This window comes from Candidatus Binataceae bacterium (genome assembly GCA_035294265.1).
In the GTDB taxonomy this organism is placed as follows: Bacteria; Desulfobacterota; Binatia; order Binatales; family Binataceae; genus DATGLK01.
In genome coordinates, this window is record DATGLK010000022.1 from 1 (window position 1) to 14,870 (window position 14,870).

Here is a 14,870-nt window from a genome sequence, read left to right on the forward strand (position 1 = left end):
ACCGCAAACGAAAGCACCTGTTCCCAGGGCAAAGGAGTATCCCAGCGCGATCCAGGAAACTTGCGCGCGCGACCATCCAAAACTCTGAATTAAGGGGCGGAAAAATACGCCAAGCGTGCTTGCCGTGGGCCCGAAGGTAAAAAGCTGGATAAAGAGCAGACTCAGTATCACCGCCCAGGCCCGCCTTGTTCCGCTCATCGCTTGACCCTCCGCAACTGATGCGCCCCGTTCGGCTTCCCTTCTCCGCGCTTCCTTGCGCCCTTGTCAAGCCCGTTACCCGTGGTTGGAAGACGGACCCTTGGTCAGAGCGGCGGCTCGTCCGTCCCTCCCGCGTGAGCCTGCCTGCTCGCCCTTCTTAATCTTCTGTGCTCGCCTGCCGCTACACCGACATCCAGCTATTGCGCCCGCCACGGCGCCGTTCGCGCCACTGTCTCAACTCCTCGCCCCGCCCCGCGCCTCCTTCCGGACTGGGCCACACCAGTTCGACGTCTAACAGGCGTGAGAGCGCATCGAGCATGTCGTCATGCTCGCAACCGCCTCCGCCGACCAGGTAATTGCAATACTCCTGCTCGATAAACAGCTCGACCAAATCCTCCTCCACCCCCGCGCTGTTGGTCCGATACAGATTAAACGGAAACAGCAACCGCCCCTCCTTGAACAATGGCACCAGCCGCCCGATCCGATCCGGCTTGGACAGCTTCCCACCCACCTGCTTTATCGGAAAACGGTAGTTCTCCCGCCCCATTCTATCTTGTAAGTATGCGATATCGGCCTGTAGCCCATAGGACTCGTAAGCCACCGTCGAGCGTCCGCCGGCGAACTGCCATTTCCGATGGAGTTCCAGCACCAAATCGCCGCGCTGGGTCAGTCCCAGCCGTTCGCGCACCATATCCAAGACGTAAATATTCTGATCCGCCGCCAGCCCTAGCACCCACATGCTGGTGTAGTCCGCCGTGCCGCTCTTGGAATTGGCCGGATCCACCAGCATCACCTTGTTCATCGCTCGGTAGTTGGGCGGATAGCGCACCGCGTCGAAGCGGCATCGAGGCTGGTTGCCGGCCATCCACTCGCGCTGGAACATTCGTGCCCCAGCTCCTGCCGGCCGTTGCTGATAGAGCGCCTGGAAGCCCAGCGGATCGTTGCGCCGGCGCTTTTCCAGCTCATCCACCGGATAGCGCTCGGGCCACAGCGCCTCACCGGGCTGGCGTCCCAGCGCATCGTTTTCCTCCGCTAGCGCAGGCAAATTGATCCGCGTCCAGTTCTCCTGCCGATGCTCGCTCACGAGCCAGCCGATTAGATCGCCTTCATCCCATCGCGTATGAATTACGATCACCAGCGCTTGGGGCGCCAGCCGCGTGTACAGCACCTTGTTCCACCAGCTGCGAATCTGGCGCCGCACCGCCGCGCTGCGAACTTCCCCCTCGTCCTTGTAGGGATCGTCTATGATGATTAGATCCGCCCGCCGTCCGGTGGCCGAACCACCCCGTCCGATCGCGAAATATGTCCCCCCTGCGCTGGTCGTGAATTTTACTGCGCTGTTGGAATCGCGCCGGACTTCACACTGGGGAAACACCTCGCGAAACAACGGATCGTTGACCTGGTCCTTGACCGACAGGCCAAAGTCCAGCGCCTTGGCTTCGTTGTAGGCGGCTGTGATGATCGAATGCGCAGGATGGCGCCCCAGGTACCAGGCCGGAAAATGCTGGCTAGTCGTCCACGACTTGCCATGTTGGGGCGGCATCGTGATCAGCAGCCGACTCACCTCCCGCCGTTCCGCCGCCATCAGCCAATGAGCCAAGTAGCGCAGATGGCGCGCCGGCTGCCATTGCGGATTGATCGCCTGGCAGTACTGCACCAGGTCGCCGCGCATCGCTTTGATCCGCGCCCCACCGCTCGCCCGCGCCACGCCCACCTCCCCAACCTCGGCCACACCCCTGCTATCAGTGTAGCTGCGCGCAGTTGCTCCACGCCAATTCGGCTGTGACGTTCCGCGGGAGGCCTACGCCATCCCTCTCACGCACGGCAGGGAGTCAAAATGCGCGGATGGAGGGGATAAGCGGTCGTGCGGTTATTTTCGCATTACGTTTAAAGGCTGCGGGGCGCCAAAGCCGCACTCTCCTGCGGCCGTGCCGGCGCCGCCGCCGGCAACAAACTGGTCGATACCAGCGACAGCACACCCAAGACCATTAAATAAGCGCCAATTGCGTAGGGCGTGCCAAAGCGATGGAGCAGGAAGGCGGCGATCAGCGGGGCGGGCCCTCCCGATACCACCGAGGCTAGCTGATAGCCCAGCGAGGCCCCGCTGTAGCGCACCCGTAAGGGAAACACTTCGGCCACCATCGCCGCTTGCGGGCCGTACATCATGTCGTGCGTCATCAGCGACAGGATTATAGCCACGCTTACCAGCCAGGGCCGTCGCGTATCCAACAACCAGTAGTAGGGCATCGCGTAAAGCGTGAGCGTCCCCGCCCCGATCAGGTACATCGTGCGCCGCCCGAGCAGATCCGAAACAAAGCCCCAAAACGGGGTCGTTACCAATGCCAGCGCACTGGCCAGCGTCAGCGCACGCAGCAACAGCCCCTGCGACAGTCCCAGATGCTGTGTGCCATAAGCCAACACCAAGGTCATGAAAATATAAAATGGCCCCTGCTCGGCCGACCGCGCCAGCGCCGTCAGCACCACCTCGCGCCGGTAGCCGCGCCAGACCTCGGCCAGTGGATAACGCGCCAACCCCTCCACCCGCTTGAGCCGATCGAAATCCGGCGTCTCCTTGATTCCCAGCCGGATATACAGCCCGATCCCGAACAAGACCGCGCTGAGTAAAAAGGGCACCCGCCAGCCCCACGCCACGAAGCTCTGCGCGCTCATCGTGTGATTGCAGGCGTACAGTGCGCCGGCCGCTAGCAGCATTCCCGCCGGGGTCCCTAGATGGGGAAAGGCCGCGAACAGGCCGCGGCGAAGGTCAAAGCGCTCCCACTCGATCGCCATCAGTACCGAGCCGCCCCATTCGCCACCGAGCGCAAGCCCCTGGATCACCCGCAGACTGACCAGCAAACCCGCCGCCCACAAGCCGATGCGCTCGTAGGTGGGCACCAGCCCGATTCCCACCGTGCTCGCCCCGGTCAGCATCAAGGTCACCATCAAGGTGGCCTTGCGCCCGATGCGGTCGCCAAAATGGCCGAACAGCGCCGCCCCTACTGGACGGGCAACAAATCCGACGGCGAAGGTGGACAGCGCCAGCAAGGTTCCCGCATACACGCTCTGATGGGGGAAAAACAGCCGATCGAAAATCAGCGACGCAACCATGCCATAGACGAAAAAATCGTAAAACTCGATCGTTGTACCTACTGTCGCCGCCGCCACCGCGCGCACGGCGTCGCTCCAGGCGAACACCGGCTCGCCCTTGGCCGGCAACACGCGCGCTGGCTCCATGGTCGCCCGATGCTACGGCATTAGCCCTGCTCGATCGACCCCGCCCGCTCCGAAACGTCCCTAATTTCGCTCCACTCGTCGCGCCCGATGCGGCCGGCGCTGCTTGGCCACCCCTGCCGCGACGATCTGCCCTGCCGGCACACCCCGCGTCGCGCCCTGCTGGCCCGCCCCGCCAGGATCGCATTCGGCTGGCGCCCCGGCTTCTTCCAGCAGCGCCCGTGCCCGATGGCACCAGCAGCCGCACTGGCGCTGACTGCCATGCAACCCCGCCCCCTGGCAACCCTCGCAGTAATCCGCTTGGACATCGCGCCGCCCATCTGCCATCCGCACGCTGACCGCCTCCAAGGCTTGGCGCAGTACTGCCTCCATTTGAGCTTCCACTTTTTATTCTCCTATAGTGCTTAAAAACTCTGTCACTCCGCTCTCAACTTCGGCAGCAGGAATCCAAAAAGGTGGCGCCAGCTCCGCTCCCATAACCTCGCTGCCTTCGTCGGCCTGTGGCTTGTCGCGTCGTTTGATTTCGTGGACCGTGCTGCGACTCTTTGCGGTCGGCGCGATAGCGTGGGCAGCCGCCTCTTGCACGACCAGCCGCTCGCGCAGCCGCGCGATCTCCCGCCGCACTTCGTCGCCACTCATCCCGAACAGGGCACAGCAGGTCTCGAATTCGATTGGAGCCCCGGGATCCCCCGCGAACCAGCTTTCTGCCACCGCTCGGTTGAGCCGCCGCCGCTCGGCCTGATCCGGGCTGCGCGACGGTTTGAAGGAATCGATAAACTCGCTGACCGCCCCTACCAGCAAAGTCCGCAGCAAGCCAAATTCGGGCGAATCCTCGGGTTCCGACTTGAGCTGCACCGGTAATACAATTTCCGGCGTCATCAATTTCGCCAGCACTTCGGCCGCCCGTGCATTGGCCATTTCATCGAAGCGTCGTTTCCGTCCTCGCTTACGTGCCATGCTCTCCGCTCTCCTCCGCCGTTAGCCGTCCCGACGCACTGCGGGCTGAGTGGGTTCCTCCTCACTCCAGCCCGCCGCCAGCCGCGGACAATCGTTGCCCGTGCATAGCTGAGCCACTCGGGTGGCTATCAGCCGCTTTTGAAACCGCTCGAATAAGCGCAAGAAATGGGCGCGCATGGTCTCGGGATTGCTGGTGGCGCACAGCTCCCTCCAACCCAGCGCCGCCACCGTCTGCCGCAGCGCCGGCGAACTGAAACGCGGCGTTTTGTACCATCCCGTGGCCCGAATCGCGCTCTGTACTTGGCCCCACGCCTGCGCCGGGTCCAACTCACCCTCGGCGCAGGCCAGTTGTCCCACCCGCTCGCATAGCGCCCCCACCGGCGGCGCGAAGGCTGCGGCCGAATGGATCGCATCGAGCACCGCGCGCTCCGCCAACGCCGCGGGCAGCGGGCGTAGGATACGTTCGTACAGTTGCAGCGTTATTTCGTTGGGCCGCCAGTTGGGGTAGGCGGCCGCTAAAATCGCCACAATTCGTTTGCCTTCCACTTCGTTCATATTTTCTTTTCCTCTTCGGTTTCCTGGCGCCCTACTGCCTCGCGCAGTCGGCGTAGCGCCATCTCCACCGGCGCGCTCGCAGTAAGACCGAGGTTTGGTTGACGCTTTAATGGCAGCTCACCCTGCACATGCGCGGGTGAGGCTCGCGCCGGTGGCCGGCCGAAGCGCACAGCGTTGCGACAGCGATTACGCCAAGCCGCTTCCCAATCGACGTAGCGCCGCGCATGGGCCGCGCAGTCGTCGCGCCAAGCCGCGAATTCTTCGTCCGGCTCGATTCCCAACCGCTGGGCGAACTCGCGCATGGCTTCGCTCAGCACCAGCCGCGGGGGCCAGCTCTCGGCACGGCGCGAGTTGGCCGCGCTGCCGGCCTTGGCCCTCGCATCTGCTCCACTAGCTGGCGCAGCTTGAATTTCGGCGGCGCTGATCCGGGATTGCGCGGCGGCTTGGGACTCGCAGCTATCGCGCCAGGCCGCCTGCGGAGAGCTGGTCTCGGATCCAAAAGCAGAACTCAGTTCAGAATCAGAGTCAGAGCGGCGCGCATCGTGCGCGCCTGATGCAAGCGCGGCGCTAGCCTCTGGCCCACTGTCGGGCACAGACAAAAGGAAACCGGCTTGGGCCAGAGCCTGGAGGTCGATTGGCTGGGAAGCGCACAATTCGTGGGCCAGCCAATCGGGATCGTTAGGAATCCGGTTGTCTAGGCGCGCAGCCAGGCTAAAGAGACCAATGAGATGGGCTTTGGCGGCATCGGGCAGGCGAAAGAAGGCACGGTCGCGCCACAGCGCCCCGTAAAGCCGAATCCACGGCGGATTGCGGTCCTTGTAATGCTGGAAGCGCTCGAAGTTGCGCACCCGCCACCACCGGGTCATGGCTGCGCCTCCCGGCGATCGGCCGCCAATACCCCCAGGCGTGGCAGCCCGGCCCGGCCCATCCCTCCGCCCTCGGCTTGGCGACAAGCCTGCTCGAGGCGCGCCAAGCTGCCCTCCGGCGCCACAATGGCGCCATGATGGCCGGCGCTCGCGCGCACTTTTGGCACCCTGCTCGGGGCCGCCCGCGCTTGGCTTACTCTCCGATTTGGCGAGGCTTTTTGGCTTGGAGCGGGCGACGGGGATCGAACCCGTGACGTCCAGCTTGGGAAGCTGGCATTCTACCGCTGAATTACGCCCGCTTGTGGTCTCAGAGTCTAAAACCCCTTTCGCGCACTGTCAAACTTCTCCAACCTCCGGCCTGAACTACGGAAACGATAACGCTCTTTCTCCCCTGGCTTTGCCCGTCGGATTTGCCGCAGACGGGCAAAACGGTCACAATTTTGCCTGTTACCAAACTTGCAAGGTCGTTATCCCGTGGCGCCGAAGTCCAGTCGACTCAGACTTTCCGACCCTCCCACACCTGTGTCACCCGCCCAACCCAACTATCCCTTGATAGCCCTGCTGACCGACTTCGGCTTTCGCGACCACTACGCCGGCGTGCTGCACGCCGTGATTGCAAAGATTGCTCCCAAGGCCCGCGTCATCGACATCACCCACGGCATCCCGCCGCAGGACATAGCCGCCGCCGCCCTGACCCTGGCGGAGAGTTGGACCTATTTCCCCTCCTCTACCATTTTCGTGGCGATCGTCGATCCCGGAGTAGGAACCGCGCGCCGAGCAATCGCAGTAGAAAGCGCGAACGGCGCCTACTTTGTCGCTCCTGATAACGGTCTGCTGACACTGGCTCTTAAAACCGCTGGACTTAAACGCGCGGTCGCCGTTACCTCGCCGCGCTATCGGCTCCCAACCCTCAGCTCGACCTTCCACGGTCGCGATGTCTTTGCCCCTGCCGCGGCTTATCTCGCCACTGGAGTGGCGTTGGCCGAGCTCGGACCATTTGTCACCGATCTGGTCGATCTGGCCATCCCCAACCCGCGCATTGAGGCAGATAGCCTGCTGGGAGAAGTCATCTACATCGACGGCTATGGTAACCTCATCACCAATCTGGCTCGTTCCGATTGCGAGCGTCTCATGGCCCGCTTTCCCAACCGGGAGCTTTCGGTTACGATCCCTGACGGAAGCGAGGTCAAACTTCTTCGTACTTACGGAGAAGCGCCGGAAGGCACGTTGTTGGCCCTCTTTGGTAGCTTCGAGCGCTTGGAGATCGCAATTCGCAATGCCAGCGCGGCGCAATCGTGTGGCGCACGCGTCGGCATGCAGGTACGTGTACGTGCGCAGCCATGAATGATGAGCAATCCCCCCCCATCTTGAGCACTATTCCACGCTACGTTCCGCCTCCGCGAACAGGCCCTTTGACTTATCCGGCGCCTCAGGCAGCCACAGGTATCCCCACCTCCAACCTGGTCTTGTTTTTCCTGACCCTCTGGACCACTTCCGCGGCCGGCGCTCTGATGGCCGGTGCGAATCACCCCTTTCTGAATCCATTCAGCCTCGCCAAGGGATTGACCTTCTCTATCCCCCTAATGGCGATACTGCTGAGCCACGAGATGGGCCATTACATCACCGCTCGGCGCAACGGCGTCGCAACCAGTTGGCCCTTCTTCCTTCCCGCGCCTTTTCCCTCCATCTTCATCATCGGCACCTTCGGCGCCTTCATTCGAATGAAATCCGCCGCGCAGACTCGCCGGGTCATGTTCGACATCGGCGCCGCCGGACCATGGGCCGGCGCTGTCCTGAGCGTAATTGCGGTCATCATAGGTTTGCATCGCTCGGAGGTCTTGCCCCTGGATCAGTCGGGCGGCCTCCAACTTGGCAATTCCCTCCTATTTTTGGGCTTGGCGCGTTGGATGCTTGGAGTTGACCCCAATTCCGTGACGATCAATTTGGACCCGGTGGCCTTCGCCGGCTGGATTGGCCTGTTTGTCACCACCCTCAATCTGCTTCCCTCGGGCCAACTGGATGGCGGACACGTGATCTACGCACTGTTCGGGCGGCTTCACTATTTCATTTCGCGCGCGTGTACTTTTGCCTGTATCGTGCTCGCCGTAGTGCCAGCGTTGTTTGGATGGTCGTTCTGGCCAGGATGGCTATTGTGGGCAGGGCTGCTCTACTTTCTGGGCTTGCGCCATCCCTCAGCCCTGGACCCTGAGACCCCGCTAGACCCGCGCCGCCAGGCCGCAGCTTTGCTCACGATCGCCTTGTTCGTGGTGACCTTTAGCCCAATTCCCTTCTCGTTTGCCCCGCCCCCATCCTCCCCTCCAACCCGGGGCCAAAGCTATAACGTGCTCCAGCCCGCTGCCCGTGCGCGTGTCCCTCTTGACCATCGTATCTAACTGCGCCCATCCTCACCATTTCGCGCGCCTGGCCGGCGCGTTGGCGCAGACTTAAACCTCAGGAGCAAATTGATATGGCGCGACCCACTTGGGACCAGTACTTCATGCAAATCACCCGCCAGGTAGCGGAGCGCTCAACCTGCCCGCGCGCCCAGGTGGGAGCGGTTATCGTGCGCGAGCGCAACATCTTGGCCACCGGCTATAATGGCGCACCCTCGGGCCTGACTCACTGCAGCGAGGCCGGTTGCGTGATCTATGAATCGCGCGCCCCCACGGGCGAGATCGAGCAGAATTGCTATCGCTCTATTCACGCCGAGATCAACGCCATTACACAAGCCGCAAAAAACGGCGCTGCTATCATGGGCGCCGATATCTACGTCACCCATTCTCCATGCATTCAGTGCATGAAAGTCCTGGTCAACACCGGGATCCGTACGGTGTTCTATGAAAAGCCCTATAAACTCGCCACTTTGACCTGGCTACTCGACGAAGCGCGCATTGCCTTGCTCCAGGTGCCGCCTAACGATTCCGGCATAGCGCTCAAACAATAGCCGTTCGCTCCGACGTGTTATCTTCGGCCTCTCGTATTATCCTTGTTAGTGTGGGCCTGCTTGCCGCGGCGATGCTTGCCGCCTGCCAGGGCCCTCTTCCCGAACAGGGTTCTCCAAGCGAGGCACTTTACGTCCGGCGATGCGGTTCGTGCCACCGCCCGTATAACCCCCACTCGCTAACCGCCGCGATGTGGCAGGTCCAGATGCGGGCAATGGAGCCCAGAATCGCTCAGGCCGGCTTGCCTGCCTTAACGGCGCCCGAGCGTCACAACATCCTGGCCTATCTCAGCCGCAACGCCGAACGATGATTTGATAAGCCTACAGCCGATGATAAAAGATCTGACTTTACAACCGACCGCGCCCCGCCAAGCTGCCACCGATCTCCTGGTGGTTCCAGTTACCCGAAGCCAACTTTCCCTCAGCCACATCCCTGAGCTGGGCGGTCTCAACCATGGCGCCTTGGTTCAGGAAATCGAACGTCGCCGCTTCCAAGCAAATGCCGGAAGCTGCGTGTTGCTTCCCACCTACAGCTCTCTGTCGGCCAAAAATCTGTTGCTGTGCGGCCTGGGTAACGACCCTAGCCTGCAGGACTGGCGTCTGCTCGGCGATCAAGCGGTTCTGTCTGCTCGTGCCATTCATGCCCACCATTTCGTGATTGACGGCGAAACTCTTCAACCCGAGCATCTGCAAGCTATCGTCGAGGGGCTGGATCTCGGAGCCTACGAGTTTCTCAAATACAAAAGCCGCCGCGATGACTCCCCTATTTCGCTCACGGCCGTCATTGCGCGGACCGCTCTTGGCCCCGACTACAAACGAGCCTTCGAGTACGGCCGGCGAGCAGCTGCGGCGACTTGCCTGTCTCGAGACTTGATTAATACCCCAGCCCAAGATGCCACCCCCGAGTTTCTCGCCGATACCGCCGCCGCTATCGCCACACGCAACCAGCTTCACTTCGAAGCTTACGACCGCGACGCCATCCAGCGGCTGGGGATGGGCGGGCTGCTGGGCGTGGCGCGCGGCGCCTCACGCCCACCCCGCTTCATCCAGCTAACCTATCAGCCCAACCCCCATGCACCCCACATCGCACTCGTCGGCAAGGGCATCACCTTCGATTCCGGCGGCCTTAATCTCAAAAGCGCTACTGCGATGGAAGAGCAAAAGCGCGACATGACCGGCGCTGCTCTGATGCTTGGCGTGATGAGTGAGATCGCTTTCTTCCGCCCCGCGATCGGCGTCCGCGCCTATCTCCCTTGCAGCGAAAATTCGATCGGGCCCGACGCCACCAAACCCGGCGACGTCCTGCGTATCCGCGGCGGCCACACTGTTGAAGTGCTCAATACCGACGCCGAAGGCCGTCTGGTGCTGGCCGACGCGCTGGTCTATGCGTGCGAGTCCAAGCCCACGGCCGTCCTCGATGCCGGCACCCTCACCGCCGCCGTGCGCGTCGCTCTGGGTACCCGCGTGGCAGCCATCCTGGGTACCGATAGCGCCCTAATCGCAGCCCTCAAGCAGGCCGGTCAGGCGGCCGGTGAAAGCCTGTGGGAATTACCTTTGATCGATGAATACGCGCAGGAGCTGCGCAGCCACGTTGCCGACCTGCGCAATATCGGCACCTCCGGCAATGCCGGAACCATTATCTGCGCGCTCTTTCTCAAGGAGTTCGTTTCCTGCCCGTCGTGGGCCCATCTGGATTTGTCAGGAGTCGCTTTCAGCAAAAGCCGCCTGCCGATGGCCCCCGCGGGCGCGGTCGGCTTCGGCGTGCGGACTCTACTGCGCTACCTGGACCACTTGTCCTAAGCGCGCGATTCTACTGTGTCAACGCCTCCACCTCATCCATGCTTTTTGGAATTGCTGCCGTTAGCACTTCACACCCCTGTTCCCTTACCAATACGTCATCCTCTATCCTGATCCCAATCCCGCGCATCGAGGCAGGCGCTTCCTCGTCATCGGCCCTGACATAGATTCCGGGCTCCACGGTCAGCACCATCCCAGGCTCCAGCTGACGAGGCTGGCCATCCTTGCGATAGCTGCCCACATCGTGCACGTCCAAACCCAGCCAATGACTGGTCCGATGCATGTAGAAGCGGCGATAGCTGCCCTCGATCAGAGCCTGCTCCACCGTCCCTTGTAACAGTTTCAGTTGCACCATACCGTCCACCAGCACTCGCAATGCCGCCTGGTGGGGATCATCCACCGTCGCTCCCGGCTTGACCGCCTCGATCCCCGCTCGCTGCGCATCCAACACCAGCTGATAGAGCTCGCGCTGAGCCCCGCTGTAGCGCGCATTGATGGGAAAGGTGCGGGTTATATCCGAAGCATAACATTCGTACTCGCTACCCGCGTCGACCAATAGTAATTCCCCACGCTCCATCTGTCGATCGTTGTTTATGTAATGCAGCGTGGTCGCGTTAATCCCACTGGCTACAATCGAAGGATAGGCGGCGCCGCTACCGCCGCGCGCCCGAAAAATATAATCGATCGCCGCTTCCACCTCCCATTCCATCATGCCGCCGCGCGCTTCACGCATCGCCCGCCGATGCGCTTCCTCGCTGATTCGAATCGCTTGGCGCATCGCCGCCAATTCGTCAGGCTCCTTGAACAACCTCATCTCGTGAATCAAACCGCGCGGATCCATCAAAGCGCTGGCCCCCATGCCACTGCGCGGACGGATGCTCTGACAGCGCCGCATCCAGGCCAGCACCCGCTGATTCATCGCCTCATTGGCTCCCAACGAATAATAGACCCGATCCACTCGCGCCATGATCTCTAGCACGAGATCCTCAAGCTGCTCGATCGGATAGGCCGCGTCGGCTCCATATTGCGCTTTGGCGCCTTCGACTCCCGCCCGCCGTCCGGTCCAGGTCTCCCGCTCGCGGTCGCGTGGTCGCACGAACAATATGTATTCGCCCCCGCTATAGCCAGGGGCAAATACCGCTACCGCCTCGGGCTCGGGAAACCCCGTTAAATAGTGAAAATCGCTATCTTGACGGTAAATGTAATCGACGTCATTGGAGCGCACCGCCACCGGAGCGCTGGGTAAAATCGCCATACCACCTTCGATTCCAGCGCTGAAATGCTTGCGCCGGCGGCTAAAAACCTCGGCTGGAATAATCACACGCCCATTGTAGAACGAACCTCCGCCCGGCAAAAGTCTCCACTCGTTCGTTTGACAAATCCCCGCCACCCGGCGCATAACCCCATACCAGTAATCGCAATAACCGCCTTCTGTTGTCGCGCAACTGGCGATTGCCCGCCAATCCTCCCTACCCAGAGTTTGGCCAGCTTGCCGAACCCCGACCGCTGGTTGCACGGGCTTCCGGTTGGCGTTTTTAGCAAAAAAGAGTCGAGTAAGCGGAGGATCAATAATGGCTGAAATTTTAAGGCTGGGCGTCGCGGGATTGGGCGTTGCCACCACCCAGATTTTTCCTTTCCTCGCTGATTATCCCAACCTCAAAGTCACCGCGGCCGCCGATATTCGCCCCGACGCCCTGGAAGTCTTCAAGCAGAGGTTCGGCGGCCGAACCTACTCCAGTGTCGAGGAAATGTGCACCTGTCCCGACGTGGATGTGGTCTACGTCTGTACTCCCAATCATCTCCATTGCCCCCACGTGATTGCCGCCGCCGAAAACAAAAAGCACGTAATCGTGGAAAAGCCGATGGCGCTCACGATGGAGGAATGCGAACGCATGAACGCCGCCGCCGAGCGCAATGGCGTCCATATCCTGTGCGGTCATACCCATAGCTTCGATCCGCCGATCCGCGCGATGAGCGAAATCGTCAACAGCGGCAAATACGGTCGCCTGATGATGATCCACTGCTGGGATTACACCGATTTCATGTACCGCCCGCGCATGGCTCACGAGCTTGATACCTCACGCGGCGGCGGGGTGGTCTTCGTTCAAGGCCCCCATCATGTCGATATCGTGCGCCAGATCGCGATGCGCCCACTGCGCCGGGTCAGCGGCGCCACTGGCATTTGGGACCCTTCTCGCCCCACGGAAGGTAATTATGCCGCCTTTCTGGAATTTGAAGACGGCGCTTCGGCCACTGTGGTCTATAACGGCTACGGCCACTTCGATACCGCCGAACTCCATTGGTGGGTCGGCGAGGGCGGCGAACCACGCGACCCCGAAACCAACTTCAAGGTTCGCCGTAACCTGCGCGCCGTCCAGGACGAGGCCGGACTTAAGGAATCCATGCGCTTCGCGGGCGCCCGCGAAGGTGGTTTTGCCCATGGCGCCGGCGAAAAGATCGTGCGCCGCCAGCAGTTCTTCGGCTTGGTCCTGGTTAGCTGCGAGAAGGCCGATATCCGCCAATCCCCCGACGGACTTCTCATCTATGACGACGAGGGCAAGCACGAGGTCGCCCTACCCCACGGCGCCAGCTCACGCGCCGCCGAACTCAACGAAATCTACGAGGCCGTCGTTCATAACAAGCCCATCTTCCATAACGGCCGCTGGGGGCAAGCCACCCTGGAGGTTTGCCTAGCCATTTACGAGTCGGCACGCAACCATCGCGACGTGATGCTCAGGTACCAGCAACCGTCCCGCCACTAAGGCGAACAGCCGGCATGGAGGCTGCGCTCAACCCGAACCAGCCTCCACGTTGCCCCCGCCTACCAAGCGGCCGACAAAGTCCACTGCGAAAGCTATTGCCGTGACCACCAGCCCCAGGACCGTCAGCAAAACCACCAGCCAGATGAGCGCGCCCAGCAGACCAGCGATCGAAACACCAATTGCAGCCAACACCTGCATAGACCCTCCGCCTTGTACCCGTAATCTCCTGGCGGTCTAGTATAGCGCTTTTCCTGATCAATCCGCTGACCTCATCAGGCGCTGCCTAAAACACTACATCGACTGCCTCCAGACCAGGTCTGCCAGCACGCCTTCTCGCATAGCGAGGTCTTTCAGCTCTCGGCGCTCCTCCGTAACCTCCTCCATCGCGAGCAATCGAGCCGAAGAGCGCGGACCGCGAGTCAACCAAAACACGCTTCGAGACGGGCTCCCAGACCAATATCGCAACCGCGACCGTTGCGAGCCGCGCGACCTTGGAGATATAGATCACCAGACAGGCGGTAAATCGATACCCGGAGGAGCGCCAATGGCGACGATTCAGACCCTGGAGGAGCGCGCCGACGCGCTGGAGCGCAAATTAAGCGACGACCTCGATGTCCTCATTTCCAAATCGGCGCTCTTCAACATGGCGGACGGCGAGCTGGGCCCGGTCGGCATGGGCCTCGACCTCACCACCAAGTATGGCAAGTACTTTCTGATGGGCGACGATCCGCGCCTGCCCAAGATGCCCGAAAAGCCAACACTACTGGACTTCTTCAAATTTAGAGCAAAGGGCACCAATCATCTGCTGCAGAGCGCGACCCATGCCTTGAAGGCCGGGATGCCAGAGACCACCATCCTGGCCTGCCTTATACACGACATCGCCAACTCGATGTTCATCAAGAGCGATCACGGTTATTGGGGCGCCCAGCTCGTCGAGCCCTACGTGACCGAGGAAGTAAGCTGGGCTATTCGCGCACACCAGGCGCTCCGATTCTTTCCCGACCCCGCAGTTGGCTACGAATACCCCGAACAGTATGTTAAGCATTTTGGCCCCGATTACGATCCCGACCCCTATATCAAGGACGCCTACCGGCGGGCCCGCAATCACAAATGGTACATGACGGCGAGGATGATCACCGTGCATGATATCTATTCGTTCGATCCCAACGCGGTGGTAAGTTGGGAGCCTTTCGTCGATATCGTGGGGCGCAACTTCCGCCAACCCAAGGAGGGACTGGGCAACGACGACAGCCCCTCGGCGCACATGTGGCGCACGATTCGACGCCCGACCAAGTATCTCTGAAGTCCGGGCTCTGGAGATTGCCGCACACCCGGCTAAGGCGCCGGCATCACAGTGCCGCAGCGCTTGCAGGTCCGGAACTCTTCGCCATCGAAGAACCGGCGATAGGCTTGAGAGACCGGATCCGTCCTGTAATCGCTTACCGTGAACTCCTCTTCGTGCAACAGACAGTCGCAGCTAGGGCAAAACCATTGGAACCGGTCGCTCTCGCCGGGACGCCGCTTGCGCTCCAAAATCAGCGCGTATGCGTCGGGCGGGAAGCG

At 61.6% G+C, this 14,870-nt stretch carries 18 protein-coding genes and 1 tRNA gene; 7 read left to right on the forward strand and 12 right to left on the reverse strand.

Features of this window, described 5'->3' with window-relative positions; translation table 11 throughout:
- The 9 genes from VKV28_03805 to VKV28_03845 form a co-directional block, all read right to left on the reverse strand.
- On the reverse strand, positions 1 to 198 hold a 198-nt coding region (locus VKV28_03805), incomplete at its 3' end, for a hypothetical protein (GenBank protein HLH75914.1).
- Between the two features lie 181 nt (positions 199 to 379).
- Positions 380 to 1,906, reverse strand: a complete 1,527-nt coding sequence (locus VKV28_03810; GenBank protein ID HLH75915.1) for a terminase family protein — start codon at positions 1,904 to 1,906, stop codon at positions 380 to 382.
- Between the two features lie 179 nt (positions 1,907 to 2,085).
- The gene (locus VKV28_03815) at positions 2,086 to 3,432 is read right to left on the reverse strand and encodes an MFS transporter (protein ID HLH75916.1); all 1,347 of its coding nucleotides are present in this window, start codon (positions 3,430 to 3,432) and stop codon (positions 2,086 to 2,088) included.
- Positions 3,433 to 3,492: 60 nt separating this feature from the next.
- Entirely contained in the window at positions 3,493 to 3,813 is a 321-nt protein-coding gene (locus tag VKV28_03820) for a hypothetical protein (GenBank protein ID HLH75917.1), read from the reverse strand.
- Between the two features lie 3 nt (positions 3,814 to 3,816).
- Complete coding sequence (locus VKV28_03825; GenBank protein ID HLH75918.1) at positions 3,817 to 4,386, reverse strand: hypothetical protein; 570 nt, start codon at positions 4,384 to 4,386, stop codon at positions 3,817 to 3,819.
- Between the two features lie 21 nt (positions 4,387 to 4,407).
- Positions 4,408 to 4,941, reverse strand: coding sequence for a hypothetical protein (locus tag VKV28_03830; protein HLH75919.1), 534 nt, complete (start codon positions 4,939 to 4,941; stop codon positions 4,408 to 4,410).
- Complete coding sequence (locus tag VKV28_03835; protein HLH75920.1) at positions 4,938 to 5,807, reverse strand: hypothetical protein; 870 nt, start codon at positions 5,805 to 5,807, stop codon at positions 4,938 to 4,940. Before VKV28_03835 ends, VKV28_03830 begins: the two co-directional genes overlap by 4 nt.
- Entirely contained in the window at positions 5,804 to 5,965 is a 162-nt protein-coding gene (locus VKV28_03840) for a hypothetical protein (GenBank protein ID HLH75921.1), read from the reverse strand. The genes VKV28_03835 and VKV28_03840 overlap by 4 nt, the downstream gene beginning before the upstream one ends.
- Before the next feature lie 66 nt (positions 5,966 to 6,031).
- Positions 6,032 to 6,106: transfer RNA gene (locus VKV28_03845), tRNA-Gly, on the reverse strand.
- 223 nt (positions 6,107 to 6,329) lie between these two features.
- Between VKV28_03845 and VKV28_03850 the strand changes: the two genes are divergently transcribed.
- The 5 genes from VKV28_03850 (at position 6,330) to VKV28_03870 (ending at position 10,548) form a co-directional block, all read left to right on the forward strand.
- On the forward strand, positions 6,330 to 7,151 hold the full coding sequence (locus VKV28_03850; GenBank protein HLH75922.1) for an SAM-dependent chlorinase/fluorinase: 822 nt from the start codon (positions 6,330 to 6,332) through the stop codon (positions 7,149 to 7,151).
- Positions 7,152 to 7,219: 68 nt separating this feature from the next.
- Complete coding sequence (locus VKV28_03855) at positions 7,220 to 8,200, forward strand: site-2 protease family protein (protein HLH75923.1); 981 nt, start codon at positions 7,220 to 7,222, stop codon at positions 8,198 to 8,200.
- 74 nt (positions 8,201 to 8,274) lie between these two features.
- Positions 8,275 to 8,751: a dCMP deaminase family protein gene (locus VKV28_03860; protein HLH75924.1), complete on the forward strand. Its 477-nt coding sequence runs from the start codon at positions 8,275 to 8,277 to the stop codon at positions 8,749 to 8,751.
- A 71-nt stretch (positions 8,752 to 8,822) separates the two neighbouring features.
- Positions 8,823 to 9,059 (forward strand): hypothetical protein, encoded by a 237-nt coding sequence (locus VKV28_03865; protein ID HLH75925.1) that lies wholly within the window; start codon positions 8,823 to 8,825, stop codon positions 9,057 to 9,059.
- 19 nt (positions 9,060 to 9,078) lie between these two features.
- Entirely contained in the window at positions 9,079 to 10,548 is a 1,470-nt protein-coding gene (locus VKV28_03870) for a leucyl aminopeptidase (protein HLH75926.1), read from the forward strand.
- A gap of 10 nt (positions 10,549 to 10,558) precedes the next feature.
- On the opposite strand, the gene VKV28_03875 is transcribed toward VKV28_03870, so the two are convergent.
- The gene (locus tag VKV28_03875) at positions 10,559 to 11,899 is read right to left on the reverse strand and encodes an aminopeptidase P N-terminal domain-containing protein (GenBank protein HLH75927.1); all 1,341 of its coding nucleotides are present in this window, start codon (positions 11,897 to 11,899) and stop codon (positions 10,559 to 10,561) included.
- A 217-nt stretch (positions 11,900 to 12,116) separates the two neighbouring features.
- Here VKV28_03875 and VKV28_03880 point away from each other — a divergent pair, with 217 nt between their 5' ends.
- On the forward strand, positions 12,117 to 13,307 hold the full coding sequence (locus VKV28_03880; protein ID HLH75928.1) for a Gfo/Idh/MocA family oxidoreductase: 1,191 nt from the start codon (positions 12,117 to 12,119) through the stop codon (positions 13,305 to 13,307).
- A gap of 27 nt (positions 13,308 to 13,334) precedes the next feature.
- Here the strand turns inward: VKV28_03880 and VKV28_03885 are convergent, their stop codons facing one another.
- Positions 13,335 to 13,505 carry a hypothetical protein gene (locus tag VKV28_03885; protein ID HLH75929.1) on the reverse strand — a complete coding sequence of 57 codons (171 nt, stop codon included), beginning with the start codon at positions 13,503 to 13,505 and terminating at the stop codon, positions 13,335 to 13,337.
- A gap of 346 nt (positions 13,506 to 13,851) precedes the next feature.
- On the opposite strand from VKV28_03885, the gene VKV28_03890 reads away from it, so the two are divergent.
- A complete protein-coding gene (locus VKV28_03890) occupies positions 13,852 to 14,610 on the forward strand; it encodes an HD domain-containing protein (protein HLH75930.1) in 759 nt (252 codons plus the stop codon).
- A 32-nt stretch (positions 14,611 to 14,642) separates the two neighbouring features.
- Here the strand turns inward: VKV28_03890 and VKV28_03895 are convergent.
- On the reverse strand, positions 14,643 to 14,870 hold a 228-nt coding region (locus VKV28_03895; protein ID HLH75931.1), incomplete at its 5' end, for a hypothetical protein.

What these genes read in the sequence shown, in the direction of transcription:
- VKV28_03815 (HLH75916.1), bottom strand. Translation starts at nt 3,432, where the DNA reads ATGGAGCCAGCGCGCGTGTTGCCGGCCAAGGGCGAGCCGGTGTTCGCC.
- VKV28_03825 (HLH75918.1), bottom strand. Translation starts at nt 4,386, where the DNA reads ATGGCACGTAAGCGAGGACGGAAACGACGCTTCGATGAAATGGCCAAT.
- VKV28_03830 (HLH75919.1), bottom strand. Translation starts at nt 4,941, where the DNA reads ATGAACGAAGTGGAAGGCAAACGAATTGTGGCGATTTTAGCGGCCGCC.
- VKV28_03835 (HLH75920.1), bottom strand. Translation starts at nt 5,807, where the DNA reads ATGACCCGGTGGTGGCGGGTGCGCAACTTCGAGCGCTTCCAGCATTAC.
- VKV28_03860 (HLH75924.1), top strand. Translation starts at nt 8,275, where the DNA reads ATGGCGCGACCCACTTGGGACCAGTACTTCATGCAAATCACCCGCCAG.
- VKV28_03865 (HLH75925.1), top strand. Translation starts at nt 8,823, where the DNA reads ATGCTTGCCGCCTGCCAGGGCCCTCTTCCCGAACAGGGTTCTCCAAGC.
- VKV28_03870 (HLH75926.1), top strand. Translation starts at nt 9,079, where the DNA reads ATGATAAAAGATCTGACTTTACAACCGACCGCGCCCCGCCAAGCTGCC.
- VKV28_03880 (HLH75928.1), top strand. Translation starts at nt 12,117, where the DNA reads ATGGCTGAAATTTTAAGGCTGGGCGTCGCGGGATTGGGCGTTGCCACC.
- VKV28_03885 (HLH75929.1), bottom strand. Translation starts at nt 13,505, where the DNA reads ATGCAGGTGTTGGCTGCAATTGGTGTTTCGATCGCTGGTCTGCTGGGC.
- VKV28_03890 (HLH75930.1), top strand. Translation starts at nt 13,852, where the DNA reads ATGGCGACGATTCAGACCCTGGAGGAGCGCGCCGACGCGCTGGAGCGC.